Origin of the sequence: Xylanibacter rodentium (assembly GCF_013166575.1) — a bacterium.
GTDB classification, from domain to species: Bacteria; Bacteroidota; Bacteroidia; order Bacteroidales; family Bacteroidaceae; genus Prevotella; species Prevotella rodentium.
Genome location: NZ_JABKKE010000035.1, coordinates 1 through 17,324, shown reverse-complemented (window position 1 = coordinate 17,324; position 17,324 = coordinate 1). Strand labels below are relative to the sequence as shown.

The 17,324-nt window shown below is 42.7% G+C and carries 10 protein-coding genes and 1 pseudogene; 2 read left to right on the top strand and 9 right to left on the bottom strand.

The genetic code is table 11. The features are described from left to right. A pseudogene (locus HPS55_RS13260) lies at nucleotides 1-543 on the top strand (hypothetical protein); the annotation flags it as partial. Between the two features lie 859 nt (nucleotides 544-1,402). Here the strand turns inward: HPS55_RS13260 and HPS55_RS13255 are convergent. From HPS55_RS13255 to HPS55_RS13225, 7 genes are all read right to left on the bottom strand, one after another. Then, nucleotides 1,403-2,728 carry a hypothetical protein gene (locus tag HPS55_RS13255; RefSeq protein ID WP_172325013.1) on the bottom strand — a complete coding sequence of 442 codons (1,326 nt, stop codon included), beginning with the start codon at nucleotides 2,726-2,728 and terminating at the stop codon, nucleotides 1,403-1,405. A gap of 408 nt (nucleotides 2,729-3,136) precedes the next feature. Continuing rightward, nucleotides 3,137-4,192, bottom strand: coding sequence for a BACON domain-containing protein (locus HPS55_RS13250; RefSeq protein ID WP_172177946.1), 1,056 nt, complete (start codon nucleotides 4,190-4,192; stop codon nucleotides 3,137-3,139). Between the two features lie 5 nt (nucleotides 4,193-4,197). Continuing rightward, on the bottom strand, nucleotides 4,198-5,502 hold the full coding sequence (locus tag HPS55_RS13245) for a DUF4302 domain-containing protein (protein ID WP_172177948.1): 1,305 nt from the start codon (nucleotides 5,500-5,502) through the stop codon (nucleotides 4,198-4,200). A gap of 13 nt (nucleotides 5,503-5,515) precedes the next feature. Continuing rightward, nucleotides 5,516-6,430: a zinc-binding metallopeptidase gene (locus HPS55_RS13240; protein WP_172177950.1), complete on the bottom strand. Its 915-nt coding sequence runs from the start codon at nucleotides 6,428-6,430 to the stop codon at nucleotides 5,516-5,518. A 38-nt stretch (nucleotides 6,431-6,468) separates the two neighbouring features. Continuing rightward, on the bottom strand, nucleotides 6,469-8,097 hold the full coding sequence (locus tag HPS55_RS13235; protein ID WP_172177952.1) for a RagB/SusD family nutrient uptake outer membrane protein: 1,629 nt from the start codon (nucleotides 8,095-8,097) through the stop codon (nucleotides 6,469-6,471). Nucleotides 8,098-8,120: 23 nt separating this feature from the next. Beyond that, nucleotides 8,121-11,441 (bottom strand): SusC/RagA family TonB-linked outer membrane protein, encoded by a 3,321-nt coding sequence (locus HPS55_RS13230; protein ID WP_172325011.1) that lies wholly within the window; start codon nucleotides 11,439-11,441, stop codon nucleotides 8,121-8,123. Between the two features lie 283 nt (nucleotides 11,442-11,724). Next, nucleotides 11,725-12,573 (bottom strand): O-fucosyltransferase family protein, encoded by an 849-nt coding sequence (locus HPS55_RS13225; protein ID WP_172177956.1) that lies wholly within the window; start codon nucleotides 12,571-12,573, stop codon nucleotides 11,725-11,727. Nucleotides 12,574-12,767: 194 nt separating this feature from the next. Between HPS55_RS13225 and HPS55_RS13220 the strand changes: the two genes are divergently transcribed. Further along, nucleotides 12,768-14,111: a DUF6080 domain-containing protein gene (locus HPS55_RS13220; protein WP_172177958.1), complete on the top strand. Its 1,344-nt coding sequence runs from the start codon at nucleotides 12,768-12,770 to the stop codon at nucleotides 14,109-14,111. Between the two features lie 630 nt (nucleotides 14,112-14,741). On the opposite strand, the gene HPS55_RS13215 is transcribed toward HPS55_RS13220, so the two are convergent. Beyond that, the gene (locus HPS55_RS13215; RefSeq protein ID WP_172177960.1) at nucleotides 14,742-15,578 is read right to left on the bottom strand and encodes a LicD family protein; all 837 of its coding nucleotides are present in this window, start codon (nucleotides 15,576-15,578) and stop codon (nucleotides 14,742-14,744) included. A gap of 17 nt (nucleotides 15,579-15,595) precedes the next feature. Next, nucleotides 15,596-17,035: a lipopolysaccharide biosynthesis protein gene (locus tag HPS55_RS13210; RefSeq protein ID WP_172177962.1), complete on the bottom strand. Its 1,440-nt coding sequence runs from the start codon at nucleotides 17,033-17,035 to the stop codon at nucleotides 15,596-15,598. Nucleotides 17,036-17,324: the final 289 nt, after the last annotated feature.

The following is a 17,324-nucleotide window of genomic DNA, read 5'->3' as shown; positions in this document are numbered from 1 at the left end:
AAGGAGAGCGACGTCATAAGGATGAAGGCACCGTCTGAGATATTTCCCGAATATTTCATCATACGCGTGAACGAGTTCAACAAGGTTGCGACAACGCCGCTGGAAGAATGGCTCGACTACCTCAAGAACGGACATATCAAGGATGACACAACGGCTCCGGGGCTCAACGAGGCAAAGCGGAAGTTGCAGTACATGGCCATGACAAGGCAGGAAAAGCTGGCATACGACAGGCACATCGATGCCATAATGATACAGAATGATGTCATTGATACGGCAAAACTCGAAGGACTCGTCGAAGGAAGAACTTTGGGAAGAGCAGAGGGAAGAGCCGAGGGAAGAGCGGAAGGAAGAGCGGAAGGACTCGTTGAAGGAAGAGCGGAAGGACTTGCCGAAGGACGCTCAGAAGGATTGGTTGAAGGTATCGAAAAAGGTATTACTGAAGCAAAACTAACACATGCAAGGAGCCTGAAGGCACATGGGATAAGCAATGATATTATATCCGATGTCACAGGTTTGTCGATAGAAGAAATAACTAAACTATGAATAGACACAAATTTTAATGAAAGGATAAAAGGTGAGGACTTACGCTAAAGTTCCTCACCTCTTTATATACAAGTTTATATACAAGCCAAGAACATTTATTGAAGTATAAGGCCGATATGCTTGCTGAAAACACTCACAAGACACTGTACTACTTTATATGTTTTGTCAAAATTATATAGTAAAAGTCGCTATCTACCAAAAAAATCTTCCGTCCCATGGATTCATATATTTGTAGAAGCATTAAGACAATAATAGTAATTACTTATGCAGAGAATGACTATATGGCAATTTTTGCATTTGACTTAATCCTAAAAAGTATATTTTTCATTCAAATAATCAAAATTTTTACCAAAAATATACGTAATAAAGAAAAAAAGCAGTACCTTTACAATCGACAACTACAATAACTGTCATCAGAATCATAACGAGTCTATAAGGTAACAACAAACTCTACATTGAAACCCCGTCCGACTACATCAAAAACGGACAGAAAAAATGTTGATACCATAAATGATACAGAATGCCAGTGATTGACACGGCTAAGTTCGAAAAAGATTGGGTTAAAATAATAACCACAGAAAACTTTGAAATATTTTTGGAGGCAATAAAAAGATATATTGAAATAAAGTAAAATACGTGTAAAGACTGGAAACACATGGAATAAGCAGTGGTATTATAACAATGTCACATGTCTTCGACAGAACAAAATATAGCTAAGCTATGAGTAAACACAGATTTTAATTAAAAGTAAAGGGTGTAAATTTCCTATGTTTTTGGAATTTACACCCTTTTAAAACTAATTATAGTGTTTAGTTGTATGGAAGAAAATATATTTTATTTATAAAAACCATTTCCACCATTACATAATAACTTTACGACTCTCTGTCTTACCATTGGCATAAGTAACTTTCTCTATTACAAGTCCTTTTGCATTTTTAGTAACCTTACGGCCAGACAAGTCGAAATACGCTTTGGAAGAAACTTTAGACACATCTGATGTCAAGTCGCTTATGCTTGAAGCCAATTCATTGGTAACAATGATTTCCAAATTCTCAGAGATACTACAAATTCCGGCAAGGCTAAGCCCACTTGTACCTTTTGCTAGAACAAGTCCTGCAAGAAACTTTTCGTTAGCTGGAGTAACGATCAAATTGTCATCCAAATCATTCCCAATGGCAAATGGCATATCCTCCAAACCACAGCTATAATATCCAGGTTGGCTATCATGTACAGCTGTACCTGTCACTCCAGGACCTGATCTAAACAAACCTATCCACTGAAAACTTTCAGAAACAAACCCTTCTTCGCCTCCCGAGATACACAACCAAGTTTTAGGCATGTCAAACAAAGCTCCCTGTACATAAATATTATTACCCAAAACAACAGCTTTTCCTTCTGTATTAACTGGCTCATTATCAGATGTTCCTGTTATGATAGTTTTGGTTATATAATCATCCATTCCACCTAAAATATCCAAATCAGAATAAATAGGAGTATCCGAGTAAGCAAGCGGTTCATTTCCTGTAGCAGTATAACATCCCACTAATTCGGGTATATACACCTCATTATTCTCCGGGAAATAATAGCCACCAAATGTTTCAGAAGAAGAACGTGTCATAACAGGATTACGGTTTTCATCACGGCTGAAATCAATTGATGTGACTACAATATCTTCGCCAATACCATTTGCTGCCGTAAGAATAACTTGATTGTTAATGAATGCCACGGAATCCGCACCAATTTGACTTAAAGAATTCTGTCCCTTAATGATGACGCCCGCAATAGCATACTCCAATCCCCATACATCAACAAGAAGTATTTCCGAATTTTGCTCAGTAGTCGTTGCTATCCGACTGGGAACCATACTGACAGGAACTGTACCGCCCAAAACATTTGCCTCCATAATACTACCGATCATATATGCCGGCATTGCCTGAACCTCTGCTTTTGCTGACGGCTGACGCAATACATTGCCTGTGATCGGCAATTTGGCAATATTCGCTTTCAGGCTTTCATGCTGAACTCCGGATGCTTTCAGTTCACTAAACATTTTATAATTACTGCGCACCTCCATTTTTTCCATTGACGGCTTGCTGATATCAGCAACCTTAGAAACCGCAACCCTTTGCGCCATACCACTGAATACAACTGCACATGCAGCCAATGTTAAAGTAAATTTCTTCATATACTTTATTTTTATTAATTAATAATCCGATTGCAAAGTTACACATTATTTATAACTTCGCAAACTTTTCAAGACATAATCAAGCGAAAAGGCATACAAAATCTTCATTTTGTCATTTTATACCGTCAAAAAGCATTAAAATGTATTCTATATGCATATAAAAACAGACAGTATCGTATAAATGCTTTTGTCATGTCATGCCTATAGAATCTTCTTCTATAATCCCAAAACTATACATGTATCGCATATCATTACAATAATACAATTGTTTAATTATAAAATGTCCTAAATTTATATAGAAAAAAAATCCAGCAATATTATGCACTCAACATGTGACATGAATATTGCTGGTACTATAGCCGGGCTATAATCTAAAAAACTATAAAATCCAAAAACCTTATTTAAATGCTATTTTTTACGCAAAACCGGTTCACGTACAGTCAGCACATTTGTACCTGTTGTGGACTCTGTTATAGACTCTACCGAATAACGATTAACGCGCATCAAATCAATGTCATGCCCCGCAACAGAACCATTATCGGCCAAAATACATTCCATACCCCCCGAACCTGACTTTGCAAGTTTGCCACTCATACTCCCATAAGTCTTGAACTGAGCACCACGACCATTGTTCGCCTCGGCACTTCCAACGGCAGTATACAGATAGTTACGACCGCTCATGCCGCATGAGACTCCCGCACTGAAAGTGATTTCGCCTGTAGCCTCAAAAGCAAAGGGTATACTATACTCAACGCCCTTTATAACGGTTACAAAAACAAGCGATGCGTCATTGTCTCCTACTGACAATGTTCCATTATAGCTGACATAGGATGTTCCTCCAGCATTTTTTCCAGAAAGAGTATATTCACCGAATACGTTAGAAAGTTCATACTGATAGAACTTTATTTCCCTATTATATTTTCCTGCGGTAACAATAATGGTTCCCTCACGGTCTGAACCAGAGACATTGTCCTCTATCTTAACACGCAATACATTCTCTTCCACTTTAGCCGACATCCAAGGTACTTCAGATGTTGCTATTACAGTACCGGAATGTTCCATTGGAAAAACAAGTTCGGAACCAAGATATACATTATTATATTCCGGTGCCGAAAGTGCAAAAACCATACCACGCTGCAGGACGCTCACCTTACGCTCCCCATTACCAGCCTTCACAGTAAGTACAGCACAACGACTCTCCAATGAAGGATTTTCCATAACGGAAACATCAATTACATTACCTTCAACAGTCGGTATACACCACTCTGACGAGCTTGTCACACTAATATTTCCCGAACCTTCAACAACAACTTTGGCAGATGAAGCTATAGAAGGCATATCCGAAGCCGTATTACTGATTATTGCAATAGTATCAGTACCTGCATAATAATTATCGTCATCACTACATGAAGTGACACACATCATTGCTGTAATTGCAAATATTATAGTCAGTATCTTATTCATAACAATCATTTTTTAACCATTTTTTTCATTCCATCCAAAAGATATGTATTGCCGAACATAAGCCATGATCTATGAGACTGGAAAAAACTGCCTACATCCGACCCATCCAAAGCGTCTCCATTTTGGAAACACCACAATATCACACCTCCTGAGACAAAATCCTCATATCCATTGCTCTCCACAATATATTCACCTTCTACTTTTGTATTGGCACTAACGACAAGACCTACCTGAGGAGACCAAGATAGATAAGAGCCATCTGGATCCAACATTGCCAATTGAATCTGTATTCCATTCTCTTCCCCTATGAACTGAGTGGAAATTGTCAAAGCGCCCCTTCCTTTACTATAGTTTAAAAGTATATCATATTTAGAATTGAGACCTTTCATAAGATATGCATCTCTCTCTTCCGTAGGTACAAGCTGTACGTTATAACGTGAATCAGCAGTATAAAGAGTATATTCACCCTCAAAAGTTGCATAATCTCTCCAATTGTCAGGACGGAAACAATCCATAGCAATCGTCTGACCGGCATTATTCATAGCTACCAGCTGCAATTTCTCACTATCGTAATCAAAACTGTTGAACGCTACATCTCCCGTACCGAGAGAAGAATGCAGACGTATTCCTGTAGATGTATATGTGAATGGCAGGCTATAACTAAACATCGCGTCATCCGGTGCGGTAAAGTCCACATGCCTGTTATCTATATCGAAAACAGCTTCCACATCAAGATCTCCTATTTTCCCCTTTGCAGTGCTAAAAACCAATTCTTCAACCATGTTGCGAACATTGCGGATATATGTTTCTGCGGGAACAGAAAGAGGATACATATACATGATATTCTGAGTCTTCTTACCTTTCAGTACAATCTTTTCAGGTGTTGCACTAAGTACAAGAAACTCAAAATCAGCATTCATTCCTTCATAGTTATTCTGACTTGGAGTTGCCATATCATGAAGGACTTTATTATAGGTATCAAAAGCCAATACCGGCCCATTATCTGTTGTCAGCTTATAATATGATGTACACGCTTCAGGTATACGTTCGGAAGATGCCGTACACGTAAGTTCATCAAACTTTACAGCAAACGCATAACCTCCATAGGCCATGTCTATACCTGCATAATAGTCCATTACCCATCCATTTTCCGCACCTGTCAGTATATCCTTTGTATGCATCAACGTCTGCTGCAAACGATCACTCGATGATGAATCAAATACATCATCCTGATCTTTCAAACAAGATGTAAACAGCATGGGTATAGCACAAAACAGTAATATCGCTATCTTTTTTATACTATTGTTCATAATCAATTTAATTTTAGTTTACAGTCAAATCGGTCAAATCTATCTTACCATCAACAATATCATGCTCCCGACGCAATATTGATTCACGAAGTTCATCTATATCAATATTCCATGTCTCTTCCATATAATTGCGCACAATATCCAACTTCTGCTCCAAAAGACCACGTCCATTTGCAGGATCATCAACAGTCCCTTCTGCAGTCTTCATCCATTCATCCCATTGTTCCTGAGAATTTGTCAAGTATGTAGAAAGCATCTCCGCAAAGTCCTCGCGATGGGAATTTTGAGAATAATTTGTTATGAAGCCACGTTGCAAATAATCCTCACCAAATTCAGGATTACTCCACTTATCAGCTAAATATCCAGGAGTAATAAGTTGGAAAGATGAAGGATATTCGTAAGTCTGATGCAGAATATGACTGAACTCATGATGTATGGTCTTCAGATAGAACGTATTCAGATTATCTATATTGTCTTTAAATCTGTCTATATAATTAACCCCCATGAGGGTAATCTTTCTTCCGCCCTCTGCTGTACCCAATTCAAATGTCCCATTATTGCGATAATGAAATTCTCCCTCTAAATAAAACAGCTTGGGGAAATATTTACATGTAAATTCCATTCCAGCCGTCTCTATATAAGCATCTATACAACTATATTTGACAATATGGGCCATTTCCACGGCTTGATCGTACTGAGCCGGCACTGTATAATAGTTCTCGTCACTTTCATTATATTCGTAACGATACTTCACAGCTATATTGAAAGGCTGAACATAATTGACATCAAGCCAATAGTCAAAAGGAGTTTTGTCTTGTTTGTCTGTAGTTATTACACTATCAGAAGACAAATCATCCTCTGAACATGAAACTGTAGTAAATATAGCCACTCCAGCCAATAATATTGAATATATGGTGTTCTTTCTCATTGTTTATTCTTGTTTTCGCATTAATAAAAACATCGCTTCTACTCAAAAGGCAGTTTAAAATCCGGATCCAAGCCATAACGTCCAGGGTTGGCTTCCATACCGACCGATGTAACTTCCATTGGCAACTGGATTGCACGTCGAGGATCATTTGCCAAAAGTGAATCGACAAGCGTTTCCGGTTCACTCGACGAATTCATTACACGACGTGTTATATTTATACCGTAACGCTTTACATCAAACCAACGAAGTCCTTCATGTATAGTTTCAAGACGTTTGAAATTAAGTACACAATGCAACATGCTCTCTTGTATACTACCCTCTCCCTCAATAGCAAAAGCAGGATAAAGATGTCGTTTTTGAGAAGGAGCAAAAGATGTGTAATAATTCATATTATCATAATACTGCTTAACAGTCTCTGGTGTAAGAATCAGTGATGTCTTTGCCCAATTCTGCATCCACACGGTCAGATCCTGACAAGCCTTGTCATATTGTTTCAGCATAACATAAGCCTCTGCACGCTCCAACAAAGAAATATCGGCTCGGAAAGGAACTGCTACAGTATGAAAATATCCGGTTTTTGATACAGGATCTTTCTCCTCAAACATCATTGGAGTCTTTGCGACCAAGGCCCTGTCCATCGTACCTCCCTTGAAAACAAGTGGCAGACAACGCATCATCGTATATCCTCCCCAAATATTATTTGCCTCTAATGTTTCATTCTTAGAAATGAAGCTATTATGAGAATACTTTGTGGCATTGATGTAATTGCTGAAGAAAATACCAGCACTAGAAACAGCTGTTGTCATCAGGAAATTACACTTTGCCGATGCTTTAATATAAAGATTATTTCTTGGATCCAAATTGTTTGTTATACCATATGACGCCATCTCGTCCCAATCACGCAACAAGGATTTCGGTGCTGTACCAAGACAAATATTTGCACATTCCAAAGCTTTATCCCATTTCTCATAAAATAGATAGAAACGCTCTGCAAAGGCATAGGCAGCCTGCTTGTTAAAATGATATTTAGGCTGTTTATAATGCGTATCGCCAACTAAAGGAAGTGCTTCTTCAATATCTTTCTCCATTTTCGAATATACTTCAGCCACTGTTCCACGGTCATAATGTGGATTCAGTCCGGCCTCAACTGTTGTCATATAAGGTATACCTAAATCTTTAGCACTAGTATTGACATTATAATTTTGGCAGAACTCATTTACCAATATAAAGTGATGGTAAGCCCTGCAAAGCAACGCCTCGCCCTTTGCCTCCTTCATCTTCACACTCAGTGGTTCTGGAAGTTCTTCTATTGCCTGAAGAGCATGGTTTGCTGCGGATATGGCAGAATAACTGCCCTGCCACATATTCATCACGCCATCATTATCAGACTCTTTCATTTCATTCCATGTATAAGCCTGATTTATAAATCTGTCATCATATTTTGAATAGCGAGGTCCCATATCATCAGTATTGTCTGACAGACATTCATTAATGATAGCATAGCTATGAGAGGTATATGCCGAAGTAAGCAGCGAAATAATCTTTTCCTCTGTATCGAGTTCTGTACGGTTGTCTGGATTCTCGTCAAGAAAATCATCACATGAAATTAAAGACATTCCTACGAAAAGAGACATTCCCAATATATATAATAATTTGCTTCTCTTCATTTTTTCGTTCTTTTTCTGTTTTTTTAAATACCTACTTTCAAAGTCAAAGTAAACTGCTTAGGCATAGGTGATGCTACACCACCTGTATTGAAGAATTCAGGATCCTGACCATTAAGTTTTTTATCTGCATAAAGAAGAAACAGGTTAGTAGCCTGAAGTTTCAACGATAGATTTGAAACTCTCAATGCCTGAATTATGTTAGAAGGGAATTCATATCCAAGAGAAATATCTTTCATACGAATGAAATCACCTTTGGCAACACGTTCCGTACTATAATTATAAGCCTGATATGCCTTGGTGAGATTAGCATCATTCTTGTTCTGGATCTTACTTGCTATAACAGGAATTGTAGTACGCTTTTCATCACCTGGCACTGTCCACCGGTTATAAAACTCTTTAGGCATAGATGTCAAATCGTTATATTCATTTGAGAAAATCGGATCCAAACGAACAACATTACCAAACGAATATGTAATAAATACATTCAAGCTGAGTCTCTTATACTTGAACATATTGCCCAAACTTCCTACATTTGTTGGTTCTGATGGACCTTCGTACTTCAAAAACTTCAACTTTTCCGGATCATACTCCTGCACATTTATGCCAGAAACACTAATATTTCCATCTTGATCCAAAAATGTCGGCAAGCCTTCCCCACTCAATCCCATAAACGGTATTGAGAATATACTCCCACGTGGGTAACCAACCATAGAGAAACCGTTTCCTGACAGATACTCATACATACGGTTCATTGTGTTCAGTTCTGTTACCTCATTCTTCATATAACTATATATGAAATCCGTAGACCATGTAAAATCCTTCGTCTTGATATTCACTGTACTAAGAGAAAGTTCAATACCGCTTGATTTCATCTTGGCTACATTACCATATTTAGACTGTTCTCCTCCGACAGCCTCTGTCGATACAATACCAATAAGATCGAAGTTACGACGAGTATAGGCATCAAACGAGAAATTAATTCGGTTATCCAAAAAACCGGCCTCAAGACCGAAATTAAATTCATGTTTCTTTTCATATGTAAGATCCTCATTTGCCAAAGCGTCAATATACAATGCAGACTCTGTAACATCTGCAGAAGGACGCCATGGATTTTCAGCCTTTATCACCACACGCGAATTTGTCACAAAAGAAGGACCTCTATCCGCCGTAAGCGAATAAGATAGTTTAAACGTAAGATTTGACAATGCTGGACTAAGTTTTTCAAACCAACTTTCCTCATGTACATTCCATGCACCGGATACGTTCCATGTAGGCAACCAACGAGCACTGCGGCTCTTTCCCATTCTGTTGGTTCCTTCATAACGATATGTACCGGTTATCGAATAACGCTTTTTCCATGAGTATGTAGCCACACCTACAAAAGCAGCACTACGTTCCTGAGTATTTGTCATTTCATAGTATTGGGAATTCTCTTCCTGACTTTTCTTGAATACAGCATACGCCCATGACGGAATTTCACCCATTTCATACTGCATACCCCATCCACGGAACCATGTATAGTGTCGTTCTGTATTGTTAACCTCCATGGCACCGTATAGATTTAATATATGGTCTTCGTTAAACACATCATTATAAGAAGCCGACGCACGGAAGTCATAACCGAACATACGATTGTCTCTACGATCTATTATGCCACCGTTTGGCAATACAGTAACAGGCAATGCATAAATATCGTCAGGATTTGTATAAAGGTAATTATTCCTGTCACGGATAGCCGTTGTGCCCATAGCTCTGTATGCTTCGGCTTGATTGGAATTGTCTTTAACATTATGTTCTTGAGTGGTTGCTGCATATTTTATGGCTCCCAAAGCCGTCAGTTCGACCTTGTTTATCGGCTTGTATGATAAAGAGGCCTGCATTCGGAAATCAACCACATTAAGGTCCATATAGTTATTCTCCAATTCATGGAACACATTAAACGGAGCATAATTACGAGTATAGAAAGTATTCGGATCCAAAGCACGTGATGTGTTAAGCGCATATGAATAAGGGTTGATGTCAAAAGCACGGCTTACCTCACCTGTAACTGGATTGGTTGTAGAACTTATAGTACCCGGAGCTGTCTGTTTACGATAAGATGCATTACCTATAAGTCCTGCGCTGAGTTTGGATGATAACTTGTAGTTGGCATTAAAATTCGCAGTATATCGTTCTACATCACTCTTTTTATACCATCCCGGATCATACATTGCACTTACAGATGCATAATACTGAGCCTTTTCTGTTCCAGCTGTGATACTGACAGAATGATTGTGCTGGATGGAATTTGAAAACAGCTCCTTAAACCAATTGGTGTTACGGTATTCTGCCGCTCTCAGATAATTCGCCCTTGCCTCTGAGGTATTTTGCAAGAAGAACTGTCCTGTAGCCGGATCATATTCGCTCATAAGCTGATACATCTTACCATATACTCCACTATTTGCGGCATTTGCTGTTTCTGCATAGTTCAAGTATCCTTTTTGCTGCAATTCCTGATATATACCCATTTGATCCTGAGAATTCATAATATTGAATGTCGAATAGCTCGGTATCAGACGCATCGTATATTCACCGGTATAGCTTATACGAGCCTGCCCGGCTTTACCTTTTTTGGTCGTTACCACTATCACACCTGCCATAGCACGTGCACCATACACAGATGTAGCCGACCCGTCCTTAAGAATTTCAAAACTCTCAATGTCATCAGAGTTCAACCCTGCTATAGCAGAACTTATAAGAGTATTGGCATCACCAGAAGAAAGTTGGTCTGCACTTACATCGACCACATCTTCCATAATAACTCCATCAACAACCCAAAGAGGTTTAGAATTTCCATAAATTGATGTAGAACCACGAACACGGATTTTAGGAGCGGTACCAAAAGTACCTGATACGTTCTGCACCGACACACCGGCAGCCTTTCCTTCCAAAGAGCGACTAATATCGGCAACACCATCAAGTTTTGCTGATCCTGCGTCAATCTTTGTAGTTGATCCAGAGAACAGACGTTTATCCATCTTCACCATACCCGTCACCACGACGTCACTCAAAGTATTGGCATCTGCCTGCAACGTAATTTTCATGTTCGGTTTCGGTGTCACGGTCTGTGTCACCATACCGATGTAGCTTACCTGAATCTTCTTACCTTTGGGCACATTCAGAGTGAACTGTCCGTCGATATTGGTCGTGGTTCCGGTCTTCGTGCCCTGTACGAGTACGGATGCACCGATGACCGGCTGACCGTCATCTTGAGACAGCACGGTTCCCGTCACCTTTGTTTGGGCAAACGCCATTCCTATCGACAGGAACAGGCATGCCAAAATCATGGTTAATTTTTTCTCCATAAAAACTCTCTCTTTTACTAATGTTTTATAAGTTTGTTACAATTTGCAAAATTACACAAAAATTCCAAATTAAAGCATTAAAATAAAAAAAAAGCATTATATATTATGTGTATTACCGCCAAACAGATATATAAAACGGCTTTTATGATTCTAAAATGAATAAAAATCCGTTGTTTAACTTGCAAAATGAAAGGCTTAAAGGCTGCTATTCACGTAACACATGTACAAGTGATGCGGGACAGTTCTACAGTATACGGCAATAACGGATACAACAGACTGTCTGTCATTGATTTGATGTCCGTATAAGGGGTTTGCCACCGATATACGACGCCATCTCCGAAAAACTGGAGCCTGCCGAACCATAGATGCATTGTGTGCGCGCCAGAGTGTACATGTCGGCCAGTCCGCCGCGTATACCGTCGACATTGCCGCGGAAAGCCTCTTCTCCGGCCGTTATGATGCGATTGCCGAACTCTTCGCGCATTTCGCGTTTGACGTCCTCACTGTCTGTGGCAAGAAATATTTTAAGGTCAGCATAGGATTCAAGCTCTTTCCGGCCGGCATCTATGAAAAACTGCGTCGGACTTTTCTCTATCGACTCCATATTGTCGGTACGGCGTATGTGCATGCCTATTGTGTGTGCAGAAAACATACATTCATTTCTTTCCACCTGTTCCATCACGCCACGCACCGGGCGGAACAACTTGCCGTACAGTGTATCAGGAAAACTGCCGAACACCTGATAGCAACTCATGTAACAGCGGTGGCCGCGTTGCCATGCCTCGAAGTCAAAGCCCTGACGCTTGAGCGGGGTCACCTCACGTTCATATATCCGTGATTTATAGTGGGGGGGGTAAACGAGCATTTGCAACAGCTTAGGTATCCATAGATTCTTTCGTCGCGGACGGTCGTTGACAATAAAATCCAAGATACGGGCCTCACGCAGATCGAACAACGACGGATCTACAGGCTCGAAGATATCATTGAATGCCGCGTTCAACGCCCAATCGCGAAACCATACCACCTGCAAGCGTGAGCCGGTCGCCTCACAAAGACTGTATGCAGATGCCACTGCTCTCATTCGGTTGGCCAGTCCGCCGGAAGGGACAAGCGTCAATGTTCCACTATTCATACCCAATATGCGTTACCGGCACAAAAGTAGCTTGTTATTTTGATATATACAAGTTTTCATGGCAAATGTTTCATAGAGCCGGCGATAAAACGCGTCAAAGTACGACATTATTTATTTCGGTGATATGGGATTTCGCCATTTATATGTAAATTTGCACCGGTAAATCAAGTTAAACGATGTTCTGACAGCATACAATGAAACTATCAAACATATTCGGTATCAGGCGCGAAGAGCGTACGGTAATACTCGTGGCAGCGGTGCTGATGGTGGCACTCAACGGACTGATGGTGGCCTACAACCATGATTTGTTCACCCGCGGGGGCAACATTGCCTACTACAGTCTTTTCACCAAATACTTCGTAGTATCCGGATACGACGATTATACGTATATCACACTGTCTACCGGCAAGATGATATACGCGCTTTACCGCCACCCGTTGTTCACGCCTATGATGTATCCGCTGTATCTGTTCAACCACTGGCAGATGCAGTATACGGAAATGAACATGGCCATATATATCGTCGCGGCGGTTATGGTGGTGTGCGGTATATGCTCGTTTCTGTTTCTTTACCGCATTCTCCGTCGTGTAACAGGTTTGAGCCGCACCGATTCGTTTCTGCTCACGCTGATGTTCTATTCGTTCGCCCATGTGATGATAAGCTCGTTCGTCCCCGACCATTTCGGCATTTCGATGTCTTTGCTGCTGCTTACACTCTACGCAGCGGGCTACCATCTGCGCGACGGCAGCTGCATGGGACCATGGAAGACGATGCTGCTTTTTCTGGTCACATCGGGAATCACGCTGACCAACGGCGCCAAGACAATGCTGGCCGCATTGTGGTGCGGGGGCAGGCGTTTCTTCGATCTGCGGTACCTGTCGGTGGTGTTCATACTGCCGGTGATGATTCTTTCAGGGGCATATACATATCAATACTATACCGTCCAACTGCCCAACGAACGCCTGGACTCCATACGTGGCGCACAGCGCATGAAGACCGACCCCAAGTTTGCCGAGGCACATCGCAACCATGAGGAATGGAAGAAGAAACACAAGGGAACCAAGATTATAGACAGCGAACTGTTTGAATGGACAGACAAATCCATGTCGCGCTGGGACGCTGCCGTTGAGAATGTCTTCGGAGAGTCCATACAGCTTCACCGCAGATATCTGCTTCAGGACGGCAACAGCAACCGCCCCGGATTTGTCACTTACGACTGGTGGCTGAACTATGCCGTCGAGGCCTTGATCATACTTCTCTTTGCGGCCGGACTGTGGTTCGGACGCCGTGACAAGTTCATCCACTTGTGTCTGTCATGGTTTGCCTTGGACATGACGCTGCATATGGTGTTGGGATTTGCCATCTTCGAGAATTACATAATGACAGCCCACTGGATTTTCATCATTCCCATAGCCATATCCACATTATTTAAAAGCGCGAAAGCAAGATGGCGCCTGCCGTTGCGCGGGCTAATCGCCGTAATAACGCTTTTTCTATGGATATACAACGGAACACTGATAGTAGAGTATCTGCTTTAGCCAGAATGATTCATAGACAAGCGCTCTTGAATAGAACAACAGGAATCCGGGCATGGTAACGGGGGAGATATCATGCGTGGTAACAGGTTGTGTCTTGAATGGTAGCAGGGGGTATCATGCGTGGTAACAGATTGTGTCTTGAATGGTAGCAGGGGGAATTATATACATGGTAACAAGTGGAATCATGCATGGTAGCAGGTTGTGTCCTACATGGTAGCAGGGGCGTCCTGAAAGGACAACGAGCACATAGCCCGGGGCAAAGCGTAGCGGCACCCCGGGAATCCATGTGTTGGATTCCCCGCGCCCTGAAAGGGCAAAAGCATAAAACCATATGGGGTATATATAATGTAAATACCTGATAATTAATGCTTTTGCCCTTACAGGGCGAATGGATACAATCGTGTTGTCCCCGGGGTGCCGCTACGCTCTGCCCCGGGCTATGTGCTCGTTGCCCCGTTGGGGCGCGTTCATTCAGGGTGCATTCATTCAAGGTGCGTTCATACTATGTCCGGACGATAATGTAGTTCCATTTTGTTGACTAACTTTACTAACTTAAAACAATGCACTCTATTTTGATTTACAATGCCATACACACATCCTCCAAATTCCGGAAGACCCATATTTTGCCGCTTACCCGAAGTCAAGCCTAGCCGGCCTGTGGGTTTTCCGTTGTTCCACGGGCGGATACTTCTGCAATCCCGGATAATGGTTGTTCAGATATGTCTCCACGTCTGCCGGAGCCGCCACCTCCAACGGCCCGAATGTCATGGTCTGAAGATTGTTGATGCTTCCGACGGATATATGGTCGCAATCGGTCGACATAAGATTGTAGCGGTCGGCCCCGCATCCGTTGAACATTGTCTGTATTCCGGTCATCAGCCTGTATATGGCGCTTTTGGGCAATACGGCGTTCGTTATGCGTGTCATGAGACATGGAACGAATCCCCGCGGACGCGGCTCGGGCACCTCACACTTTCCACACCATTTATATTGCCACACTTCCTTGGCTATGAAGCACGCATTGAGAAACCCCATGGCATGAAACTGTATCTTCTCGGCCGTGCGGCTTCGCGGGACTTTGTCGAACGGGAAGACGTCTACAAATATACCGTGATGCATCGGAACCCTGCTGAACATGCTCTCGAGAAACAACGTATTGTGTTTCCTTACTTTCGCAAAGAAAAAAGGCGCGTGCCTGTCCGTCTTGTACCACTGCAGGAAATAGTCCTTTCCAAGCTCCGCCGGAGCCTCCGCAAGAAATCTGTCATAGTCCTCGCGCGTCATTCCTATATCTATATCGTCGTCCCACGGTATTATGCCTTTCCAGAAGAAAGCGCCGATACACGTACCTCCTATGATGAAATATCTGATGTTGAGCTTATGGCACACGCGTATCGTCTCGTGCAGTATGTCATACAGAGTGTCGTGCAGCCGGCTGAGTTCCTCGTCGGTATATTGGTATTCCATATATAATAATGTGTATTTTATTTCCTTATCTTCGATTTCACGAACAACATGCACTCGTCGAGCGTGCTGCGGCTCACAAAGCGCATCACAACATAATACAGCGCGGCGGCCGTCACTATGCGCACACCCATAAGCAGACGCAGGTCGCCAATGGCGGCGGTGATACAGTGGGTGGCTGCCATCACGGCGAGAGCCGACAGCGCAAACGGCATTATGTCGGCCAGAATCATGCCGAAGCCGTAACCCGTGAACCGGCGGACAAAGTGATGCCACACGAACACCCACAGCGTGTTAAGCACCACATATACCGTCACCATGGTGTGTATGCCGTAGCGGTAGAACACGGTCATGAGAACTATCTGGAGCAGTCCGAGACACACGTTGCACATCATATATGTGCCGGAATGCCCCTTGCTCACCACAAGATTGGACAACAGTGTGCTCAGCGGCATGAACGCTCCGCCAATGCAGAGAATCTTGATGAGCACGGCGCTGGCCTCCCACTTGTCGGTGATGGTGATGACGATGAACTCGTGCGCCACCAGACCGAAACCGAACAGCATGGGGAATGATATGAATGCCGTTACGCGCATCAGTTTGCGCAGTGCCGCCAACTGGCGGTCGCCGTTGTCTTTCAGCTCCACGAATATTGGCTGGGCCACTGTCTGCACCATACCCTGCAGAGTGTAGAAGCACTTCGAATTCCACTGATATGCCTGATTGTAGTAGCCGACATCGCGCTTGGAGAAGTGCAGACCGAGCAGGATATTGAGTACGTTGGTGTTGATGTGGGTGATGATGTTGGACAAAAGCAGCTTGCAACTGAACCGGAACATGCCGCGTACAGGACCGAAATCGACGTGCAGCGACGGACGCCACGGGGAGTAGTGCCACTGCAGCGAGGTGTGGATCGAGATGAACACTATGCTCTGTGTGGCCAGTGCCCAATATGAGAATCCGCCGAAAGCCAGCGCCACGCCCACGCCACTCGATATGAGCACTGCCGCAAGTCCGCTCTTGGCCTGCTGTTTGGCTTTCAGATTCTTGAACAGCCATGCCGACTGTACGGTGCCCAGACCGGCTATTACAAACCCCAGGAAAGCATACCGGCAGAGCGGCACCAGCTCGGGCACGCCATAGAACCGGGCTATGAGCGGGGCGGAGAAGAACAGCAGCGTATATAGCATGACACCCATGAGGATATTGAACCAGAACACCGAGTTGTAGTCGCGGTCTGTCGGATTCGGAATATTTGCCAGCGCCGTCTTGAAGCCGCTGTTCTGCAACTCGTTGGCCACAAGCGAGAACACACTTATCATGGCTATCATGCCGTAATCGTCGGGCGACAACAGACGGCCGAGGATGATGCCGAACACCAGTCCCAGCAGCTGCTGACCGCCGTTGCTTATTCCTCCCCAAAGTAGCCCGTTGGCCGTTTTCTCTTTCAATGACTCCATTGCACGTATTCCGATTTGCACCGCAAATTTAACTATAATCGACAGATAATCAAAGAAAAAGACGCAGTATTTGCGGGCAAACCGGCCCGGCCGCCTGATAATATCCCAAATCGGGGCTGTGTCAAAATATAGATATCGCAAAAGGTAGGGACTTTACCTTTGCATATGAAATTAAAAATCATAAAAAAGTAGTAAAAAGAAATAGGTTTTCTTACCTTTGTTGTATAAAGGAAGTCAACCTTCCCACGGAGTATCCCAGCGTAGGGAATAGGCTTTGAGCCTTTAATAT